This is a genomic window from Mycobacterium sp. EPa45 (assembly GCF_001021385.1).
Taxonomy (GTDB): Bacteria; Actinomycetota; Actinomycetes; order Mycobacteriales; family Mycobacteriaceae; genus Mycobacterium.
The window spans coordinates 872,397-892,293 of the sequence record NZ_CP011773.1 but is presented as its reverse complement, the minus strand read 5'-3'; the positions used below and the strand labels follow the sequence as shown (position 1 = coordinate 892,293).

Below are 19,897 nucleotides of genomic sequence, written 5' to 3'. Positions count from 1 at the left end.
TAACGGTAAGTCTGTGTCAACCGTTAGCGAACGCTTACCATTTTGAATCGATTTCGGAGCGGAGGGCCGCGATCTCTTTTTCAACAAGTTCGACCATGGCCTGCTTCGACATCGCCGCCCCTTTAGCCATTAGAGCGTCCAAGGCCTCGCGGCCAAGGTTGTCACGCAGGTGGGCCACGGTGGTCGCGATCTCGGGCATCGTCACACTGACAAACGGATTGATCGCAAAGCCTGCTAACAGGCCAGCTGCGGTCGAATGCCCCCATCGGTGAAGCAGGCCAGCGAGGACAGCCAGGGCGTTGCGCAGATTAGCGAGGTTGCCGGAGTCGAGATAGTGCCGGATCACCGTTGACAGTTGGTCCAGAGCTTCGCGCGGTTCCCCGTGGCTTGCCGTGACACGCGACAGGCCGGACGTGAGATGGGTTGCTAGGCTGCGGTTCCCGCTGTGAAGGGCAACCTCAATACCCCGGCGCAGCACCACCATTGCGCTCGCGGGGTCAGTGACCGCGAGGGCTGTGCTCAGCCCCAGCACTGCGTACGACTCCAGGTACGGATTCTCAATCACTTCGCCATCGTTCAAAACGGCTGATGCGACAATCCCCGCTTCGTCCACTTCACCCGCGGCAGCCAACGCCACTGCGAGTGTCACCTTGACGAGGGTGGTTGGGGCCGAGCTGGATTCGATCCGGTACCGGCAATAGTCGAGCGCACGTTGCGGCTCACCACCAGCCAAAAAGCCGGCGGCGAGCAAGCCTTCGATACCGAGCGGGAAGCCGGTGTGTGGGTTGACGCGGAGTTCATCAAGCGCGGCGCTGGCGAACCGCAGTGCGTCATCACTGCGACCCAGGGTCCAGCACTGGGCAGCCGATGCCAGCAACAGCGCCAGCCGAGGATGGTGGGCGGCACGCGCGGCCGGAATGAGCTCCTCGGGCCAGGCGAGGGGTTCGAGGTTCTCAGTCGACAGGCCCAGAAACGACGCATATACCGCTAACGTGATTGCGGCATCGAGCTGTGATTCGTCGGCAGCCCACCGGAAAGCGCTCCGCAGATTGGGCAATTCGCAACTGAACCAGTCGTATGCCTCTCGCTGACGTGGGCTGTCCCACAATGCTTCGAGCGCGGCCTCCTGCCCGGCGAAGTAGGCGGCGTGGGCCGATCGGGCTTCACTGGCAGAGCCGCTGTCGATGAGGCGGTCCTCTGCGAATTGGCGGATCGTTTCCAGCATGGAGTACCGGGTGCGGCCGGAAACCCGTTGGGCGACAAGCAAAGATTTTCGTACCAGCGCGTCGAGTAGGTCAAGCACCACAAACTCATCGGTGTACTCGTCCGCGGCAACCGAGTGTGCACCGGCAAGGTCGAAGCCACCGGAAAACACCGAGCAGGTCTGCAATAAAGCCATCTCAGCGGGTTCCAACAGGTCGAAGGACCAGGCTACCGTGTGCCGCAACGTCTGATGACGTTCCAGACCGCGCCGCGATCCGACCAGTAACCGGAACCGTTGGTCGAGTCGATCGCGAACCTCGGACACGGTCATAGACGCCATCCGGGATGCGGCCAATTCGATCGCGAGCGGGATCCCGTCGAGCCGGCGACAGATCTCCACGGCCGTTGCCGCTTCTCCGGAATCCGCCAACTCGAATCCCGCGGAGACTGTCCGGGCGCGATCGACGAAGAGATCGACGGCCGCAGAGTCGATCCCATTGTTGACGTCCAATGACGGAACCGCCCACAGACGCTCACCGACGACTCCCAAACCTTCCCGGCTGGTCGCCACGATGCGAACGGCTGTGGCGTCCGCTAGAACAGCGTCGATCAATTCGGCTGCCGCATCGCGGACGTGTTCGCAGTTGTCGATGACCAATAGCAGTGATTTTTCTGCGATGGCGTCTGCCACGTTTTCGGTAAGGTCTCGACCCGGCTGCTGCGTCACGCCGAGGACTGCAGCCACCGCATCGGGCACCGCACCTGGATCGGACACCGACGCCAGCTCCACCAGCCACATGCCGTCGGCGAATTCGTTGCTCATCTGGCGTGCCGTCTCGAGAGCCAGACGCGTCTTGCCAACCCCACCAACGCCGGTCAGCGTTACTAACCGACAGCTCTGCACCGCCGCAACAACGTTCGATAAATCCTCTTCGCGGCCCACGAAGCTTGATGCCGGTGGCCGAAGGTTGCCGAGCCGACGGCTCAGTGTTCGCAACGGTGGAAAGTGCGTCTGCAGACCGGATCCATACACCTGAAACAAACCAATCGGTTCGGGAACATCTCGGAGTAAATGGGGGCCGAGGTCCGCGACGTCGATGTCAGTCACCAACCGCATGGTCGAGTCGGCTAGAAGAATCTGTCCGCCGTGGCCCGCGGCCATCACTCGGGCCACCCGATTGAGCACCGGCCCGAAGTAATCACCGCCGCGAAGTTCGGCTTCGCCGGTGGCGATACCCATCCGAACCGGCAACGCGAGTCCACGTTGAGCTTCAATCGCCGCTCGCGCCGCCGAACTCGGTGAGGCGAAGGCCGCGCAGACGCCGTCACCGGTGTGCTTGAACAGATAACCACCGTGCGTCGCGATCGAGCGACTCAAGACGTCGTCGTGGTCGGCTAGGGCAAGCCGCATCTCGCCCGCATCGGACTCCCACCGACGTGTAGAGCCTTCCACATCGGTGAACAAGAAGGTCACCACCCCCGACGGTGGTGCCGCCCCTGCGGACACACACGGAGGATCCCACATTCGGCCGTCCGTACGCTGGGGTCTTGTGAGCATCGGGCGCAAAGAAGCGGTCGCGCTATCTGTTGGCGTGCTGCTGGTGGTCGCGGCATTCGTCGTTCCGCACCTGCACCTGGGCATCGTCACCCCGCTGATCAACAGCTCGGCCGCCGAGATCACGAGGTTCGCCGATACGGCGCCGATTTTCGGCTGGTGGAATGCCCATGTCGGCTGGGGCACCGTTCCCGCCATCCTGATCGGCACGGCGACCGTGGTCTGGGGCGCCTCGATGGCACGGCGGCTGTCCTGGCGGTCGTTGACGCTTACGGTGTGGGCGACCTCGATGCTGTGGGCGTTCGCGCTCGCGATGATCGACGGGTGGCAGCGCGGATTCGCCGGCAGGCTCACCGCTCGCCACGAATACCTCCAGCAGGTGCCGACGATCACCGACATCCCCGAGGCCGTCCGCACGTTCGCCAGCCGCATCCTCGACTTTCAGCCGAATTCGTGGATCACCCATGTCTCCGGCCATCCGCCGGGTGCGCTGCTCACCTTCGTCTGGCTGGACCGAATCGGCCTGGGCGGCGGGGCCTGGGCGGGCCTGTGGTGCCTGCTGTTCGGGTCGTCGGCCGCGGCGGCCATTCTGGTCGCGGTCAAGGCGCTCAACGGCGAGGAGATCGCACGTCGGGTCGCGCCGTTCGTGGCCGTTGCACCGACCGCGATCTGGATCGCGGTGTCCGCCGACGGTTACTACGCAGGGGTCGCGGCCTGGGGAATCGCGTTGCTGGCCTTGGCGGTTCGCCGATCGGGACGGTGGCCATTGCTCGCCGCCGTGGCCGCGGGCCTGGTACTGGGCTGGGCGATCTTCCTCAACTACGGGCTGGCGCTGATGGCCCTACCCGCGGTCGCGGTGTTGGTTTGCGCGTCGTCCTGGCGCGACGCGGTTCGGGTGCTGATCCCGGCGGCGCTGGGCGCGTTGGCGGTGGTCGGCGCGTTCGCGATCGCAGGGTTCTGGTGGTTCGACGGCTATACCCTTGTGCAGCAGCGCTATTGGCAGGGTATCGCGCTGAACCGGCCATTCCAGTATTGGAGCTGGGCCAATCTGGCGTCTGTGGTCTGCGCGATCGGGCTGGGCAGCGTGGCCGGTATCGGCCGGGTGTTCGACGTTTCGGTGATCAGGCGTCGGTCCGGCCTGCACCTGTTGATCCTGGCCGCCCTGGCGGCCATCCTGTTCGCCGACCTGTCAATGCTGTCGAAGGCCGAGACCGAACGGATCTGGCTACCGTTCGAGGTTTGGCTCACCGCCGCCGGAGCTCTGCTGCCCGCCCGGGCCCACCGATGGTGGCTGAGTCTGAACGTCCTCGGGGCGCTGCTGCTCAACCACTTCATCCTCACCAACTGGTAGCACGCGGTCGCCGACTAGGTAGAGCAGCGCCGAGCCCCACACGACCGCCAGCGCGATCCAGAATCCGGACTCATAGTCGCGGTCGAGGACAGTGAGATTGTCGAGATGGAGTCCTGGCTTGGCGTATACCGGAATCGCCAGCAGCACCAGGACGACCGTCAGCAGTGCAGCCACCAACACCGGCGTCCACCACTTGTGCGGCAACAACCGCCGGCCGGCGAAACCGAGCGCAACGCACACGGGGGCGAACACCGCATCGTGCAGCAGCACACCGATCAGTGCCCACACCACGATGCGGATGATGACCTCGGTCGAGTTCTCCGCGACCAGCACCACGCCATAGGCACCCAGCGCCAGACCGAGGGCCACCAGGAAGACCCGGGCGGACGTCACGTCACCACCTCGATCCTGGATAGCCATTTGGTCTGCAGGACACCGGGTCTCGTTGGAGCGATCAGTCGGCACGGATAGCCGTGGTCGATGTCGAGCGTCTGGCCGTTGAGCTTCAGCGCGATCAACGTCTGCGAATCACCGGTATGCCGTGCGGGCAGCACCGTGCGTGAATACGGGCCGGGTGGCTCGAGCGAGATCATCAGTACGTCAGAATGCGGTTCGGCCGCAACTGATCTGAGGAGGTCCGCGAGCACCACGCCGGTCCAGTCCGCGGTGGCGCTCCACCCCTCGACGCAGGCGATCGGCAGCCGATGCGTGCTCTGCGGCATCGCCGCAAGGTCGCCGACTGTGAACGTTTTGACGGTGGAGCCGTTGACGACGGTCAGCCGGTAGTCCGGTGAGCGCGCGCTGTCCAGCACCCCGGCGGCGAACGCTGACCGGTTCACGGGAACGCCCTGCGGGCCACGTCCCGACCGTGGTGACAGCAGCGAGACGTGCCGAAGCCACGGAACCGTCTGCCCGGCAGTCACCATCGTCGCCGCACCGACGGCCAGCCAGGTGCCGCCCAGCACCGCACGCCGGCTGGGCCCGGCGCGCAGCTCACCGGTCGGCGCCTCCTCCAGCGGTTCGCCCAGGGCTCGGCGGATGACCGGCAGTTTCACGCCGACGTGCACCAACACCGCACCGGCCGCGACGTAGGCCATCGCGTAATGACTGGTGGTGAAGAAGAACTTGAATGCGTACCACTGCGCGATGTTCATGACGCCCGTGGAGAGCTGAAAGATCATCGCCCCCACCAGAACCAAGATCGACGCCCGCTCGATCTGCCGGGTCAGGCCGCCGATGATGGGCCGTTCGAACAGTTTGGGGTACACCGACCAGAGCTTGACCACCAGCAGCGGGATCGCGGCGATCCCGGAGATCACATGCAGGCCCTGGGTCAGCTGATAGAGCCAGACCGGACGGGTCGGCCAGAAGAACCAGGGCTGCGGATGCTGGATGAAATGACTGATCAGACCCGTGACGAAGCAGACGGCCACGGCGATACCGAGGGCGACCCCGACCCGAGCCGTCACTGCTGTTCCACGCAAGGAAGCCTTGGTGGTCGATCCCTTCTGCGGCGTCACGTCAGCGTGAGTGTAGCTACCACGCGTTCACCGATCGGGTGAATCCCGACCAGTGCCAGACCAGCTTCTTCGGCCAGCACGGCCGCACAGTCGACGCCCACCGTGGCCCACTTGAACCATGGCCCGATGCTGCGTGAGGACTCCAGCCGGACCCAGCTGGCCCGCACGCCGACTGAGCCCGGGTCGAATTCGGCAACGCAGCGGCCGCCGGAGCGCAACAGCTCAGCGGCCCTACGCAAGACCCGGCGGGGATCGCCGGCCAGGCCGACATTCCCGTCAGCGAGCAGCACCGTCTGCCAGCGCCCGGTGCCGGGCAACGGCTCGAACACATCACGGAGCAACGCCGGTGCGCCGCTGCGCCGCGCCAGGCGAACCGCCGTCGGGGACTGGTCGACGCCGAGGGCCGGAATCCCGCGCTGGACCAGATCGGCCACCAATCGTCCTGGGCCACAGCCTAAGTCGATCGTCGGGCCGTCACACAGCGCCACGATGGCCGCGTCGAAGACCGTGTCGGCGCCATGGCCGCCCAACCAGCTGCTGACCGGAAGCCGGTGGCACCGGCCGTCGTCGTGGCGCAGCCAACATCGTTCGCCGTCGAGCGCTTCATCGTAAAGCTGTCCCAGCATTTCAGACCCCTTGGGTTACTTCGGCGAACCGGCTCGACGACCGGCAGGCGGCGCGGACCGGCGGGATGTCGTCGACGGTGTCGAAGTCGTGCAATTCCTCGGCAAGCGTCACGGACATACCGGTGTCCTCGAGGGCCGCAAGCGTTACAGCCCCGGTGTCGGATTGCGACATCGGCACGTCACGCAGGCATTCGGCCATCGCGCCATCCGCCACCCCGAGCACCCACCACCCGCCGTCGCATGCCATTCCGAGTACCGCCCGCGCGCTGAGTAGCTGACGGGCGCAATCACCGAGCAGATCCGCGCTCACCTGAGGGGTGTCCATGCCGATCTGCAACACCGGCTGTTTCAGGGCCGCGGCGTCGGCGTGGGCGTTGGCCAGCCGGTCGGCGAAACCGTCGCCGCGCTGCTCGATCACGCTGAAGTCGCGCAGCCGCGTTCTGATTTCGTCAGCCCGGCACGCACGGCCGAGATCACCGGTCATCGCGACCACCCGCTGCGTGACTGGAGTGGCGGCCACCGCGTCGAGGGTGTCCAACAGGGCTGCGGCCGCGATGTCGGCGGCGGCGTGCTCCCCCAGCGTCACCGCCAGTCGCGTCTTGGCCAGACCGGGTACCGGCGCCTTGGCCACCACCAGCAAGGTGACCGCTACGGGCCCCGGGCGTGGTGTCACGAAATGGCCTTCCAGAAGTCGACAGCGGCGGTAAAGCTTCCTCGCACCGATCCGCTGACCTTCGACTTCCCGCCGACGCGCGGGCCGTAGTCGACGTCGACCTCCACCACACGCCATCCTGCGGCCGCGGCACGAACCAGTAGTTCGAGCGGATACCCGGAACGACGGTCGGCAATCCCAAGCGTCAGCAACGCGTCACGGTTGACCACCCGCATGGGTGCGATGTCGTGAACCGGCAGCCCGTGCCGGGTACGCAGCCGCCAGCACACCGCCGCGGTGCCCACCCGCGCATGCCACGGCCATTTCAGCCCGCTGACCGGCCGGCGCCGGCCGGTCACCATGTCGGCGCCGCGCTCCAGCTCGGTGACCAGCCGCGGGAGGTCGGCCGGGTCCAGCGAACCGTCGCCGTCGAGCACGGCCACGATCGGGGTGCGGGCGGCCTCTACCCCGGCGTGGACCGCCGAGCCGTAGCCCGGCCGGCTCTCCCTGACGACGTCTGCACCATGTCGCCGGGCCACCTCAGCGGTGCCGTCGGTGCTGTTGTTGTCCACGACCAACGCCCGATAGCCAGGCGGTATGGCGGCGAGCACCGTGGGAAGCGAGTCGGCCTCGTTGAGGCAGGGCAGCACCACCGTGACCGGACACTCGGGCATAGGAGCCAACCTAGGTGAGCATTCGCGGCTGTGCGCCGCGAGGAATGACAAAACCGTGACGTTGGTGCAGGTGGAGCCTGGTGTTAGCTAATCTTTCACTATGCCGGCCCGCGTACTCATCGCCGACGACGACACCGTCGTGCGTGACGTCGTGCGCCGATACCTCGAGCGCGACGGCCTGGAGGTGGCGGTTGCGGGCGACGGCAACGAAGCACTGCGGGTGCTGGGGACCCAGCGCATCGACGTCGCTGTGCTGGACGTAATGATGCCCGGACCCAACGGTTTGTCGCTGTGCCGCACCCTGCGCCAGCATGGCGATTACAGCGTGCCGGTCATCCTGCTGACCGCCCTCGGCGAGGAAGACGACCGCATCGCGGGGTTGGAGGCCGGCGCCGACGATTACCTGACCAAACCGTTCAGCCCGCGCGAGCTGGCGCTGCGGGTGCGTTCGGTACTGCGGCGGGCACCGTCGACGGCGGCGACTCTCCCGCTGGAGATGACGGTGGGTGACCTGACGGTCTCGACGGCCGCGCGCGCGGTGCAGATCGACGGCCAGCCGGTGGGGTTGACCAACCGCGAATTCGACTTACTGCTGTTCTTCCTGACCCATACGGACACCGTCTTCTCCCGCGAAGAGTTGCTGCAGCAGGTGTGGCACTGGGACTTCGGTGACCTGTCGACGGTCACCGTGCACGTCAAACGGTTGCGGTCCAAGCTCGGCGATCACCACCGCGTACAAACGGTCTGGGGCCGTGGGTATCTGTGGCGCGGTGAAGCCGGCGGCGGTGACCGTGCCACCGCGTGACCTGGCCCAGATCGCGGTACTGGCGCTGGCCTGCTCGCTGCCCGTAGTCCTGTTGGGCGCGTTGGTGATTCGGCTGGCCCGGTCCTGGTCTATGACCGTCACGATGGTGGCGTTGGTGTTGATCCCGACGTTGGCCACGCTGACCGGTGTGCTGGGCGCCAGTGGGTTCATGATCACCAGCACCTTCGCGTCGATCGTCGTCGTCCTGCTGATCGTGGCGATCGTGACACTGCCCGCGGCCGTGATGCTGGCGCGATATCAGGCCCGCCGGACGGTGTGGGAGCAGGAAATCCACGACGCCGAGCGGCTGGCCGAGCAATCCCGGCGCCGGCTGGTGGCGTTCGTCAGCCACGACCTGCGCACACCGCTGGCCGGCATCCGCGCGCTGGCCGAGGCCATCGCCGACGGGGTGGTCAGCGACGGCGAGGTACGAGTGCAGGCCAAACACATTGAGCAGGAATCGGTGCGGCTCTCCGAGATGGTCGACGACCTGTTCGAGATGTCGAAGATCAATGCCGGGGCGGTCCACGCCCCATACGAGAAGGTTGCGCTCGACGAGGTGGTCGACGACGTGATCGCAGCCCACCGGATCACTGCCGAGCGCGCCGGGGTACAACTGTCGGCATCGGTTCCGGTTGACCCGGTGCGGGTGATGGGCAGCGATCGCGCACTGGTACGCGTGCTGTCCAATCTGGTGGCGAACGCCATTGCGCACACCCCCTCGGGTGGGGCCGTGACACTGGCGCTCGGCAGCGACGCGGGCGGGGCATGGGCCCGGGTGGACGACACCGGCGTCGGCATCGACGAGACGGACCTGCCGCGGGTGTTCGACGTGGCCTACCGGGGGTCGAATGGCCGTGTGCCGCGCGAGGATTCTTCGCTGCCGAGTGGTTCGGGCTTGGGACTGGCGATAGCGGCCGGCCTGGTGCACGCCCACCACGGCACCCTGTCGGCACACAACACCGCGCATGGTGCGCGGTTCGAAGTCCGGCTGCCACTGTCGGAGTGAGGCGGGCGCCGAGATCGACGTTTTGTAGCGATCTACTCGAACTTGTTCGGCGAAACGTCGGTTTGGGCGTAAGAGTAGCGTGAGCGAGATGTCCGTAGCTCAGCGTGAACGTGCCGCCGTCGTCGCCGCCCTGCGCGATGTCGGTCCCGACGCCCCAACCCTGTGCGAAGGCTGGACGGCTCGAGACCTAGCCGCGCACTTGATGGTTCGGGAGTACCGCGTCGATGCCGCGCCGGGCATCCTCATTCCGGCGTTCGCCGGCCACACCGCCAAGGTGCAGGACGCCGTCGCGGGCAACACCGCGTGGGATGATCTGGTGGACAAGGTGGCCGCCGGCCCACCGCTGTACTCGCCGCTCAAACTCGTTGATTCGGTGGCCAACGTCGCCGAGATGTTCATCCACCACGAGGACATCCGCCGCGCCCAACCGGGCTGGCAACCGCGCACCCTCGACGCCGAACTGACCGGCAAACTGAGCCGCACCCTCGGGCTGATGGCCCGGCTGACCCTGGCCAAGATGCCGGCCCGGGTGCAGCTGCGCACTCCGGACGGCGAGACCGTGCTGACCGCGGGCCGCGGTCCGGCCGTGACGGTGACCGGCGAACCTCAGGAGCTGCTGCTGTTCGCGACCGGACGCGTCGCACATGTCGACTTCAGCGGTGACCCGTCGGACGTGCAGGCGGTGAAGGCAGCCCCCAAGGGGCTCTAGATCAGTCGTCGAGCGATCGGCTCAACCGCTCGGCGGCGGCGAGGTAATCCTCGATGAATTCCAGAACCACCTCGCGGGCGGGCTTGACCTTGTTCATCAGCCCGACTCCCTGGCCCACGAAGTACGTCGCGAGCGCCTGAGCACCCGGATGGCCGCCCTCGGCCAGCTTGTCGATCCGGCGCAGCACCGGCTCGGCGATCATGTTCTGCAGCGGCAGCGGCAGCGGTTGGCGCCCGCCCTCGTGCGGCGCCCACGCATCCGTCCAATCCGAAACCAGTTGGCGCGACGGCTTTCCCGTACGCCCAGCGGATCGGACCGTATCCCGCGACGTCGCGGCCAGGAACTTCTGCACCGTGTACGGCGCGGTCTCGGCTTCTTCGGTGGTCAACCACACCGAGCCGGTCCAGGCGCCCGCGGCGCCGAGCGCCACCGACGCAGCCATCTGCCGGCCGGTCACGATCCCGCCCGCCGCGAGCACCGGCACTTCGCGGATCGGCTTGATCGCCTCGATCACCTCCGGGATGAGCACCAAGGTGGTCACCTCGCCGCAGTGACCGCCGGCCTCGGTGCCCTGGGCGACGATCAGGTCGACGCCGGCGTTCACCTGCTTGATCGCATGCTCTTTGGCGCCGACGAGCGCGGCGACCGGAATGCCGGTCTGCTTGCCTGCTTCGATCATGTAGTCCGGCGGCACGCCAAGTGCGTTGGCCATCAACTTGATCGGGTGATCCAGTGCGACGTCGAGCAGGCTGGCGCCGGTATCCCCGCTCAGCGACGATGCGGCCATCCGCGGCTGATCGCTGATGTCGATGTCGTGGGCTGCCAGCAGGTCGTTGATGAACCCGCGGAAATCCTCGGGGATGCGGTCGGCAAGCTGACCGAACGACAGGTTCTCGCCCTTGCCCTCGAATTTCGCCGGCACGATGATGTCGACGCCGTACGGCTTGCCCTTCACCTGCTCGTCGATCCAGCTGAGTTCCTGGTGGAGCTGATCGGGGGTGTACGCGGTACCGCCCAGGACACCGAAGCCGCCCGCGTTGGTCACCGCGGCGACGACGTCGCGGCAGTGGCTGAAGGCGAACAAGGGAAACTCGATGCCGAACTGGTCGCAGATCTCAGTCTTCACCGGCCAATTATGCGCTCGACCCCCTTCCCGACCAACTACCGGGTTGGGAAGGGGGTCGAGGCGATATTCGATCAGGCGGTGGCGAGCGCCTGGGTCGTGAGCAGGGCCTGGGCGACGCCGGACATGATCGACGCGACCCGGATGGCCTCGAAGATCACCGTCCGCGAGACGTCGGCGTCCCGGAGTTCCTTCTCATGCGCGGCCAGGCACTGATCGCATCCGTTGATGGCGGATACGGCCAGCGACCACAGCTCGAAGTCGGCCTTGGCCACGCCGGGATTGGCGATGATGTTCATCCGCAGCCCGGCCCGCAGGTCGTCATAGCGACCCTCGAGCTGATGCTTGGTGCGGTAGAAGACGTTGTTCATCCCCATGATCGCCGCGGCGCCCAACGCGGCGTTATAGGCCTCTTCGGACAGCACATCCAGAGCGTCCTCGGTGACCTCGCGCAGCAGCGGCGCGGACTTGGTCGCCGCGGCGGTGGCCACCAGCGCGCCCCAGAGTTGCTGTTCGGTCAGCTCGGTCGAGCGGACAATGCTGCCCAGGTTGAGCTTGAGATCCTTGGCAAACTCGGGCAATGCCTCTTTGACGGCGTCGATGCTCATCCTCAGACCGCCTCGGCCAGCAGCTCGCCGGCGTCGATGGTCGGGTCACCCTTCTTCCAGTTGCACGCGCACAGCTCGTCGGACTGCAGCGCGTCGAGCACCCTCAGCACCTCGTCGACATTGCGGCCGACCGATCCCGCAGTCACCGACACGAACTGGATCTCGTTGTTCGGGTCCACGATGAACGTCGCACGATCGGCCACGCCGTCGGCGTTGAGCACGCCCGTTGCCAAGGACAGCTCGCGCTTGAGATCGGACAGCATCGGGAACGGCAGCTTCTTGAGGTCCTCGTGCTGGGCACGCCACTGGAAGTGGACGAACTCGTTGTCCACCGAGACGCCGAGCACCTGCGCGTCGCGATCCTCGAACTCGTCGTTGAGCTTGCCGAACGCGGCGATCTCGGTCGGGCACACGAACGTGAAATCCTTGGGCCAGAAGAAGATAATGCGCCACTTGCCCGGGTTGTCCGAGCTCGTCACCTGAATGAAGTAATCGTCGGGCTGCTTGGCGTCGACCTTGGACAGGTCACCGCCGACAACCGCCTTGAGGTCGTAAGCCGGGAACTGATCCCCGATTGTCAACAGAGCCATGATTGGCACCACTCCTTGAATAGCTAAATTGGAACCGTTCCAGATTCTGCCACTCGACGCGCCGTTAGTCAGGCCTCGACGGGGCGAAGGTGACGATTGTCACCAGATCCGGGGACCGCAGTCACCGCGCCTAAATACCCACGGAGGGAAGGGATTTACGCGCTGTGGCGCGGCTCACCCACGCAAGGGGGCGAACGCGAACTCCCGCAGACCTTGGTCAGGGTCGACCCGGGCGCGGAAACCCAGGGATTCGGCGGCCTGTGCCGGATCGGCAACGATGTGACGGACGTCGCCGCTGCGATACTGGCCGGTGACCACCGGCGATGGGCCACCGCGGGCCTCGCAAATCCGAGTCGCGACGGTCATGATCGAGACCGGCCGCCCCGAGCAGACGTTGGCAGCCACGAAGCCGCCTGCCTCCGAGCGCACGGATGCGACGTTCGCAGCCGCGACATCGTCGACGTGAACGAAATCGCGCATCTGCCCGCCATCTTCGAAAACCCTTGGAGAATCGCCCTTTTCGAGCGATGACCGGAAGATCGCGGCCACCCCCGAGTACGGGGTGTCCCGCGGCATGCCCGGGCCGTACACGTTGTGATAGCGCAGCGCGACGACCGAGCTGCCCGTCGACTCGGCCCAGGCCAACGCATAGTGCTCCTGGGCAGCCTTGCTGGCGGCATACAGGCTGCGCGGACGAAGCGCAGCGTCCTCGCCCACCAGCTGCCAGTCCAGCTCCTCCCCGCCGACCGGGCAGCGGTGCTCGAACACACCGGCGTCGAGATCGGACCGGCTGCGCGGCAGCGGATCGACGACGCCATGCTCCGGGCACCGGTACCCGCCCTGGCCGTACACCACCATCGACGACGCCAAAATCAGGCGCTGTATCCCCGCGGCATACATCTGAGCCAGCAATACCGCCGTGCCGTAGTCGTTATGACTGGCATAGGACGGCGCGTCGGCAGCGTTGACACCCGCGCCGACCACCGCGGCCTGATGACACACGACATCGATCCCGGACAGCAAGGGCGCCAACGCGTCCGCGTCTCGCACATCGACCCGATGGACGCCCTCGGGCAGTACGGCACCGGGTCCGTGGGCAGCGTCGAGCATCACGTCGGCCGCGACCACCTCGTGCCCATCAGCCAGCAGGGCGGCGCGCACCCGGCTTCCGATGAACCCGGCCGCGCCGGTGAGTAGAACCCTCACGGCAGGTCGAAGGGCAACTCGACACCTTCGTGCGCAAGACAATGCCCGCAGACACGCTCGGTGGCTACCTGATCGATCGCTTCGAGCACCAGCTGTTTGAACGGCCCCAGGTTCTTCTCGAACTCCGCGAAGACGTCGACGGCCCGCACACCCGCTCCGACGTCGACACCGGCATCCAGGTCGGTCACCAAAGCGATTGCCGCATAACACATCTCCAGCTCACGGGCGAGCACCGCCTCGGGGTAGCCGGTCATGTTGATCAGGCTGAACCCTTCGCGGGCGAACCACTGGCTCTCAGCGCGGGTGGAGAACCGTGGTCCCTGCACCACCACCATGGTGGCGCCGTCGACCACGCCGGGCAGGCCGGTGACCGCCGAGCGCAGCGTCGGGCAGTACGGGTCGGCGAACCCGACATGGATACCGCCGGAGTCGAAGTAGGTGTCCAAACGCCCCCGGGTGCGGTCCACCAGCTGATCGGGGACGACGATTGCTCCCGGACCGAGCTCGGGCGTGAGGCTGCCGACCGCGCACGGCCCGAAGACCCGTCGGACGCCGAGGGCACGCAATGCCCACATGTTTGCCCGGTAAGGCACCTTGTGGGGCGAGAACTCGTGACTCATGCCATGCCGGGGCAGGAAGGCCACCTCGTGCTGGCCGACGCGTCCGACCGTGATCGGCGCACTCGGCTCGCCGTAGGGCGTATCCAGGTTGACGCTGCGCGCGTCGGGTCCGAAGAAGGTGTAGAAACCGCTGCCGCCGATGACTCCGAGCATTCGCCCATTGTGCCGGGCGTTCAGATCCCGTCGATGATGTGTTGGCGCTTGGCCGCGTATTCGGCATCGCTGATCACCCCGGCGCGCAGCAGCGTGTCGAGCTCCTGCAGGCGATCGACCGCAGACTTCGGCTCCGCCGTCGGCGTCGCGGCACCTGCTCCGGGCCGCTGCCCGACTCGCTCGGCCACCGCATCCCTGCCCTCGGCCAAGATCGACGAGCCCAGATTTGTCGCCCGCCAGTTGTCTTCCCTGTCGGTACGCACGGTCAGATACACCAGCTCAGCGTGCTCGAGCACCTGCAACGCCTCGCGAATCGGGCTGCGACCACGGCGCAACATCGCCGAGCACAGCACTTTCTGGCGTCGGGAGGTGAACTCGTAGCGGTCAAGCCACCACTGTGCGAGATCGCTTTCGGTCAGTGGCTTCCCCTGCCGGGGTCCGCTGGCACCGAAAGCCGTCATCAATTCGACCGCGAGTTCAGGCACCGGCGGGAACTTCATCACCTGCGCGAACTCATCCTCCCGGTCCGCGCCCGCGTCGGCCCACGCTTGCCTGAAGCCCTTTTTGAACAGAGGCATGCCGGCACCTTAAATTGGTGCCCGCTATCTCACTGGCTATCCGACGAGTCCGAGGTTGTGTCAACAGCCTTCAACCTGGTGCTTATCCGGCGGCAGCCGTCGCCGAGGGCGATCATCTGGTTCCTGCTCAGCTCGTTCAGGAAGTGCGCGCGCACCACACGGGCGTAGGTCGCCAGCGACGCGGTGCTCAGTCGCAGCCCCTCCCGGGTGATCGTCGCCAGCACCCGCCGGCCGTCGTCGCTGCTGGCCTCCCGGTGCACCAGCCGGCGCCGCTCCAGACGCTGGATCTGTTGGGTGAGCGCGCTGGGGGTGACCATCAGCATCTCGGCCAGCGCTCCCATCGCGCTCGGGCCATGACCTTTGAGATGCGCCAGCAGTTGGACGTCGGCAAGACTCAACTGGTGATGCTGCGCCAAGGCGCGGTTGACGGCCGAGTGCAAGGCGATTGCGACCGATTCGAAATGCACCCACGCACCGGCCTCGACGTCATCGAATCCGAGCTTCACATACCGCTGATGGGTCGACCGGGAACCGTTGCCCGCAGCATCATGATGCATCGAGTGGTCTACCCGGCTGCGCTCCGACCTCCGCCGTGGCCAGTGCCCTTGCCCCGCCGGGCGCTCTTGGCGCCGGTCGACGTCGTGGCACCCGCCGGCTTCTTGGCGGCAGTGGCTGTCTTGGTTGCCGACTTCCCCTTGGTCCGCAGTGCCCGGGCGGTCGACTTCGGCGACGACGATTCGGATCCTGCCTCGGTCGCATCGGAGTCGGTTGTCTGCGAGCTGGCCGCTTCACGGCTTGCGGCAGGCGCGACGACGGCGGCGGCGGTTGGTGCCGGCGCGCCCAGCGCGGTGGCGATCGTCCGCGGAATGGACACCAGCAGGGTGTAGCCCAGTCCGGCATTGACGCCCTGAGCGTCCGGCGGCGTGAGAAGACCGGGATACAGCGTGCCGTCGGTCGTCGTGTAGCCGTTGACGATCGCAGTCACGATGTTCGGCGCGACGTCGAAGACAGCCTGTGCCGCGGCGCTGTAATCCCTGACGCTGATCGCGTCGACGAACTGCTGCGCCGTGTCAGCCACTGCCCGAATCACTCCGCCCACCGGCCCCGCGGCACCGAGCACCAGACCGACGAGAGTGTTGATGTCGGTGGCGGCGACGACGGCTGCGTTCAGGTTTTGGGTGATCTGGCCGGGAATCGCCGCGAGCGGAAACAGCGGGCCGCCGACGTACAAGATCGTCCCGAGGACGGCATCGCTGAGCGTGGAACCGGCCGCGGACAGCTGGCCGTCCCGGATCTGCTGGAACGCCGTTTGCAGCGCTTGCGGAAAGGACGTGCCGAAGTAATCGATGGCTCCCTGGACCGCCTGACCGAGTGCGGTCGCGGTGGTCTGGCCGTAGCCGATCCAGTTCAACGCCAGCTGCCGTGCGACCGGCGCCGGGTCGTCCAGCCACGCCGAGCCGAGCACGCCCGCGTTGGTGACGGCGGTGGTGAAGACATCGACCCAGGGCGTGATGGGGTTGGGCAGCGCCGCGAGTTCGACCTCCATCGTCGAAATAGCAGCGGGGACATTGATTTCCGACAGCGGCAGGGCGACCGGGCCGATCGGGTGAATCGGGGCCAGGGCGATGGCACCGGCTCCCACCATCGCTACCCCAGTCGCAACGGTTGACCGCACAGCTATGTGCATGATTTCTCCCGTCAGAGCACTCACTTGGACGCGGCAAACCATATCTGAGCAAATACTGAGAACCAGCAGCATTATTTGAAGTGCTGACGTGTCCGTCAGAGTAGTCCGACTTTGCGCAATCGCCGCGGGCCCTAGATGCGCAGGTGGACGGACCGTTCGGCGATTACAGCAAACAATATCGGACGGCTAATTTACTTTAGGTCCGCAAGTACACCGCAGCAGAATGAAACTTGTTATCGGACGCGATTCGATTAACTACACAGAGCCGTAAACCCGTCACCTGAGCCTATGAGGCTGGGTTTACTTTGCTGAATCGGAACCGGTCCGACATGCCGTCGTCTTTGTGTCACGGGTCGGCAGAGCCCTCGCCCGCTATCCCGTAGATCGACCGACGGCAAAGTCGACAATGACCGATGTGCGAATTTCAGCAGCGGCGCGCACAATGCCGATCGGGGCCGACAGGCCGCCAGGCTACGTCTCGACGGGTGGTCCGCGGCCGACACCAGCTACGTCTGGTGAGTCGGCCGCACCGGGACCGGGCAAACATCCATCTGCCCGTGACGATGCCCCGGCGCCCCCCGTCACCGCGCGTGGGACGATTGCGGGCATGGCAAGCATCCCCCAATGGGTCGAGGGGGCCAGGCCCAGAACTCTGCCCAACGCGGTGGCGCCGGTGATCGCAGGCACCGGCGCGGCGGCGTGGCTGGGCGCGGCCGTGTGGTGGAAGGCGCTGCTGGCACTTGCGGTTTCGCTTGCGCTGATCGTCGGGGTCAACTTCGCCAACGATTACTCCGACGGCATTCGCGGCACCGACGACGATCGTGCCGGGCCGCTGCGACTGGTCGGTTCGAAGCTTGCGTCGCCGCGCGCGGTGCTGACGGCGGCCGTCGTCAGCCTCACCGTGGGCGCGGTCGCCGGGCTGACTCTTGCGATCGTCAGCGCGCCGTGGCTGATCGCAGTCGGCGCGATCTGCATCGCGGGGGCGTGGCTGTACACCGGCGGATCCCGGCCCTACGGCTACGCCGGATTCGGCGAAGTTGCGGTGTTCGTGTTCTTCGGCCTCGTCGCGGTGCTGGGCACGCAGTACACCCAGGCACTGCGGGTGGACTGGGTCGGCCTGGCCCTGGCCGTCGCGACGGGTGCGCTGTCGTCGGCCGTACTGGTGGCCAACAACCTGCGGGACATCCCCACCGACCGGGTGGCGGGCAAGGTCACGCTGGCGGTTCGGCTCGGCGACGGCCGCACCCGGATCCTCTACCAGTCGATGCTGGCCCTGGCCGGCGTGCTGACCCTGGTCCTCATGCTCGCCACGCCGTGGTGTGCGGTCGGTCTGATCTCGGCACCGCTGGCGCTGCGTGCGGCCGGCCCGGTACGGCGCGGTCTCGGCGGCCGCGAGCTCATCCCGGTACTGCGCGACACCGGCCTGACGATGCTGGTCTGGTCGATCGCGGTGGCGCTGGCGCTGGCGTTCGGCTAGTCGCTTTTCTTGGGCTCGGAACCGCGCAGCCGCGCCTGCAGCTGCTCGCGGTCGCGGCGGCGGCGTTCGTCTACCGACGCGATGCTCGCGGTGGCGCGTTTGCGCAGCGGAGCCAACAGCCAGATGCCCAACGGCAGAGCGAGCACGATCGCGAACAGCAGCGCGACGATGAGCGGGAACTCGGAGATTCCGATCAACTTGGCGATGTAATAGATGGCAGCGGTCAGAGCGACCACCAAAACGAGCCGCGCGAAGGTATAAACGACGACGTCGAGGACCAAGCGGCCACCCGTGCCCTGGGTCTGATTGTCCGATTTGTCCGACACCGCGCCGAGCCTACCGACGCGCGTATATTCGGACAAAGGAGGTTTTCGTGCTGTACCTGCTGTTGGTTCTCATCATTGCGGCGGCCCTCTACGTCGGCTGGCGTGCAATTCGTGCTCAGGCGCACCGGCCGAAGACCAGGGTTGTCGGTCCCGACGACGATCCCGACTTCCTGTGGCGACTGAGCCACGGCGACAACAATCCTCGCTAGCCGAACCGTTCGTTGACGTCGACGGCGGGAAAGCCGTCGGCCACCACGGCAGCCAGCTGAACCAACGCCTCCCGGGTCTTCGGCTTCAACCGATCCAATTCGATCTCGGCACCCTCTTCGAGGTGCGGGTCGAACGGCACGACGCACACCGCGCGGCAGCGCCGCGAGAAGTGGTCCACCACCTTCTGCATGTCCACCTTGCCCGACCGCGGCCGAACCGCGTTGATCACGCACACCGACCGGCGCACCAAGTCCTGATGGCCGTGGGCGTCGAGCCAGTCCAGGGTCGCCGAGGCGCTGCGCGCGCCATCCACCGAACCCGAGCTCACCACGATCAGCGCGTCGGCCTGGGACAGCACCGACGACATCGCCGAGTGCAACAGGCCGGTCCCGCAGTCGGTGAGCACCAGGCTGTAGAACCGCTCGAGCACCGCGATCGCCTTGTCGTAGTCCGCGGCGCTGAATGCCTCGGACACCGCCGGGTCGCTCTCCGAGGCCAGCACCTCCAGCCGGCTCGGGCCCTGCGAGGTGTAGCTGCGGACATCGCTGTAACGCTCGATCTTCTCGGCGTCGCGCATCAGATGGCGCACGGTGGCCGGAGTTTCGAGCGGCACCTTCTGGCTCAGCGTTCCGCGGTCGGGATTGGCGTCGACCGCCACCACCCGATCACCGCGAATGGAAGCGAACGTGCCGCCCAAGGTGGCGGTGATCGTCGTCTTGCCGACACCGCCCTTCAGTGACAGCAGAGCGATCTTGTAGCAGCCCGGCAGCGGACGGTTCACCTGTGCGACGAGGTTGGTGTGGTGCGCGGCCCGCTGGCCCTCGCCGACGTTGATCAGCTTGCCCGACGCCAGATAGAGCCACTTGCGCCAGCCAGAGGCCGGCGCAGGTTTGGCCTGGCGCAGCAGCGCGCTCGTCGACAAATCCGGATACGGGGTCTGCGGCACCGTCGGCCGGTAGGACGGCACCGGATGCTCGGCGACGTACTGGTTGAACAGCGGTGCGGCCGACGTGAGCGGATCCATCGGGATACCGATGGGTGGCGTGGACGCCAGCCAGTCCGGCTCGGACTCCGGCGCCGAGCCGGCCGGATCGCTGAACCGCTGTTCGGCGCGGAATACCGTTGTCGCATCAGTTAATTCATGGCCCTGACGGGACCCATGAGGAGTGGACACGTGCACTTCCCCCTGACATATCGTTTCGGGTCGAGTGGGTT

General features: G+C 66.5%; 21 protein-coding genes. 6 read left to right on the top strand and 15 right to left on the bottom strand.

The features are described 5' to 3' along the window. Window positions 1–34: 34 nt before the first annotated feature. A complete protein-coding gene (locus AB431_RS04135) occupies window positions 35–2,677 on the bottom strand; it encodes an adenylate/guanylate cyclase domain-containing protein (protein WP_144418190.1) in 2,643 nt (880 codons plus the stop codon). A gap of 76 nt (window positions 2,678–2,753) precedes the next feature. On the opposite strand from AB431_RS04135, the gene AB431_RS04130 reads away from it, so the two are divergent. Continuing rightward, entirely contained in the window at window positions 2,754–4,109 is a 1,356-nt protein-coding gene (locus AB431_RS04130; protein WP_047328870.1) for a hypothetical protein, read from the top strand. 389 nt (window positions 4,110–4,498) lie between these two features. Here the strand turns inward: AB431_RS04130 and AB431_RS04125 are convergent, their stop codons facing one another. Genes AB431_RS04125 through AB431_RS04110 form a run of 4 tightly spaced genes read right to left on the bottom strand, consistent with a single transcriptional unit; the run spans window position 4,499 to window position 7,581 of the window. Beyond that, entirely contained in the window at window positions 4,499–5,629 is a 1,131-nt protein-coding gene (locus AB431_RS04125) for a molybdopterin-dependent oxidoreductase (RefSeq protein WP_047328869.1), read from the bottom strand. Then, a complete protein-coding gene (locus tag AB431_RS04120) occupies window positions 5,626–6,255 on the bottom strand; it encodes a methyltransferase domain-containing protein (protein WP_047328868.1) in 630 nt (209 codons plus the stop codon). Before AB431_RS04120 ends, AB431_RS04125 begins: the two co-directional genes overlap by 4 nt. 1 nt (window position 6,256) lies before the next feature. Then, on the bottom strand, window positions 6,257–6,928 hold the full coding sequence (locus AB431_RS04115; RefSeq protein WP_047328867.1) for a DUF2064 domain-containing protein: 672 nt from the start codon (window positions 6,926–6,928) through the stop codon (window positions 6,257–6,259). Beyond that, window positions 6,925–7,581, bottom strand: a complete 657-nt coding sequence (locus tag AB431_RS04110) for a glycosyltransferase family 2 protein (protein ID WP_082135543.1) — start codon at window positions 7,579–7,581, stop codon at window positions 6,925–6,927. Before AB431_RS04110 ends, AB431_RS04115 begins: the two co-directional genes overlap by 4 nt. A 100-nt stretch (window positions 7,582–7,681) precedes the next feature. Here AB431_RS04110 and AB431_RS04105 point away from each other — a divergent pair, with 100 nt between their 5' ends. The 3 genes from AB431_RS04105 to AB431_RS04095 all read left to right on the top strand — a co-directional run bounded on the left by AB431_RS04105 (window position 7,682) and on the right by AB431_RS04095 (window position 10,104). Beyond that, the gene (locus AB431_RS04105) at window positions 7,682–8,386 is read left to right on the top strand and encodes a response regulator transcription factor (protein ID WP_047328866.1); all 705 of its coding nucleotides are present in this window, start codon (window positions 7,682–7,684) and stop codon (window positions 8,384–8,386) included. Beyond that, window positions 8,373–9,395: a cell wall metabolism sensor histidine kinase WalK gene (locus tag AB431_RS04100; protein ID WP_047333066.1), complete on the top strand. Its 1,023-nt coding sequence runs from the start codon at window positions 8,373–8,375 to the stop codon at window positions 9,393–9,395. Before AB431_RS04105 ends, AB431_RS04100 begins: the two co-directional genes overlap by 14 nt. 88 nt (window positions 9,396–9,483) lie before the next feature. Then, window positions 9,484–10,104 (top strand): TIGR03085 family metal-binding protein, encoded by a 621-nt coding sequence (locus AB431_RS04095; protein WP_047333065.1) that lies wholly within the window; start codon window positions 9,484–9,486, stop codon window positions 10,102–10,104. 1 nt (window position 10,105) lies between these two features. On the opposite strand, the gene AB431_RS04090 is transcribed toward AB431_RS04095, so the two are convergent. The 8 genes from AB431_RS04090 to AB431_RS04055 all read right to left on the bottom strand — a co-directional run bounded on the left by AB431_RS04090 (window position 10,106) and on the right by AB431_RS04055 (window position 16,669). Further along, window positions 10,106–11,230: a nitronate monooxygenase family protein gene (locus tag AB431_RS04090; RefSeq protein WP_047328865.1), complete on the bottom strand. Its 1,125-nt coding sequence runs from the start codon at window positions 11,228–11,230 to the stop codon at window positions 10,106–10,108. Between the two features lie 71 nt (window positions 11,231–11,301). Continuing rightward, on the bottom strand, window positions 11,302–11,835 hold the full coding sequence (gene ahpD, locus AB431_RS04085; protein ID WP_047328864.1) for an alkyl hydroperoxide reductase AhpD: 534 nt from the start codon (window positions 11,833–11,835) through the stop codon (window positions 11,302–11,304). A 2-nt stretch (window positions 11,836–11,837) separates the two neighbouring features. Beyond that, window positions 11,838–12,425, bottom strand: coding sequence for a peroxiredoxin (locus AB431_RS04080; protein ID WP_047333064.1), 588 nt, complete (start codon window positions 12,423–12,425; stop codon window positions 11,838–11,840). A gap of 174 nt (window positions 12,426–12,599) precedes the next feature. Next, window positions 12,600–13,631 carry an NAD(P)-dependent oxidoreductase gene (locus tag AB431_RS04075; protein WP_047328863.1) on the bottom strand — a complete coding sequence of 344 codons (1,032 nt, stop codon included), beginning with the start codon at window positions 13,629–13,631 and terminating at the stop codon, window positions 12,600–12,602. Then, window positions 13,628–14,404, bottom strand: a complete 777-nt coding sequence (locus AB431_RS04070; RefSeq protein ID WP_047328862.1) for an S-methyl-5'-thioadenosine phosphorylase — start codon at window positions 14,402–14,404, stop codon at window positions 13,628–13,630. The genes AB431_RS04075 and AB431_RS04070 overlap by 4 nt, the downstream gene beginning before the upstream one ends. Before the next feature lie 20 nt (window positions 14,405–14,424). Continuing rightward, the gene (locus tag AB431_RS04065) at window positions 14,425–14,982 is read right to left on the bottom strand and encodes an SHOCT domain-containing protein (RefSeq protein WP_047328861.1); all 558 of its coding nucleotides are present in this window, start codon (window positions 14,980–14,982) and stop codon (window positions 14,425–14,427) included. A 29-nt stretch (window positions 14,983–15,011) separates the two neighbouring features. Continuing rightward, window positions 15,012–15,539: a MarR family winged helix-turn-helix transcriptional regulator gene (locus AB431_RS04060; protein WP_082135542.1), complete on the bottom strand. Its 528-nt coding sequence runs from the start codon at window positions 15,537–15,539 to the stop codon at window positions 15,012–15,014. An 8-nt stretch (window positions 15,540–15,547) separates the two neighbouring features. Next, window positions 15,548–16,669 carry a hypothetical protein gene (locus AB431_RS04055; protein WP_144418188.1) on the bottom strand — a complete coding sequence of 374 codons (1,122 nt, stop codon included), beginning with the start codon at window positions 16,667–16,669 and terminating at the stop codon, window positions 15,548–15,550. 607 nt (window positions 16,670–17,276) lie between these two features. On the opposite strand from AB431_RS04055, the gene AB431_RS04050 reads away from it, so the two are divergent. After that, window positions 17,277–18,146, top strand: coding sequence for a 1,4-dihydroxy-2-naphthoate polyprenyltransferase (locus AB431_RS04050; RefSeq protein WP_047328859.1), 870 nt, complete (start codon window positions 17,277–17,279; stop codon window positions 18,144–18,146). Here AB431_RS04050 and AB431_RS04045 read toward each other — a convergent pair. After that, window positions 18,143–18,472: a DUF4229 domain-containing protein gene (locus tag AB431_RS04045; RefSeq protein ID WP_047328858.1), complete on the bottom strand. Its 330-nt coding sequence runs from the start codon at window positions 18,470–18,472 to the stop codon at window positions 18,143–18,145. The genes AB431_RS04050 and AB431_RS04045 overlap by 4 nt on opposite strands. Window positions 18,473–18,519: 47 nt before the next feature. On the opposite strand from AB431_RS04045, the gene AB431_RS30310 reads away from it, so the two are divergent. Next, on the top strand, window positions 18,520–18,681 hold the full coding sequence (locus AB431_RS30310) for a hypothetical protein (protein ID WP_144418187.1): 162 nt from the start codon (window positions 18,520–18,522) through the stop codon (window positions 18,679–18,681). Here the strand turns inward: AB431_RS30310 and AB431_RS04040 are convergent. Further along, the gene (locus AB431_RS04040) at window positions 18,678–19,856 is read right to left on the bottom strand and encodes a MinD/ParA family protein (protein WP_047333062.1); all 1,179 of its coding nucleotides are present in this window, start codon (window positions 19,854–19,856) and stop codon (window positions 18,678–18,680) included. The two genes, AB431_RS30310 and AB431_RS04040, sit on opposite strands and share 4 nt — an antisense overlap. Window positions 19,857–19,897: the final 41 nt, after the last annotated feature.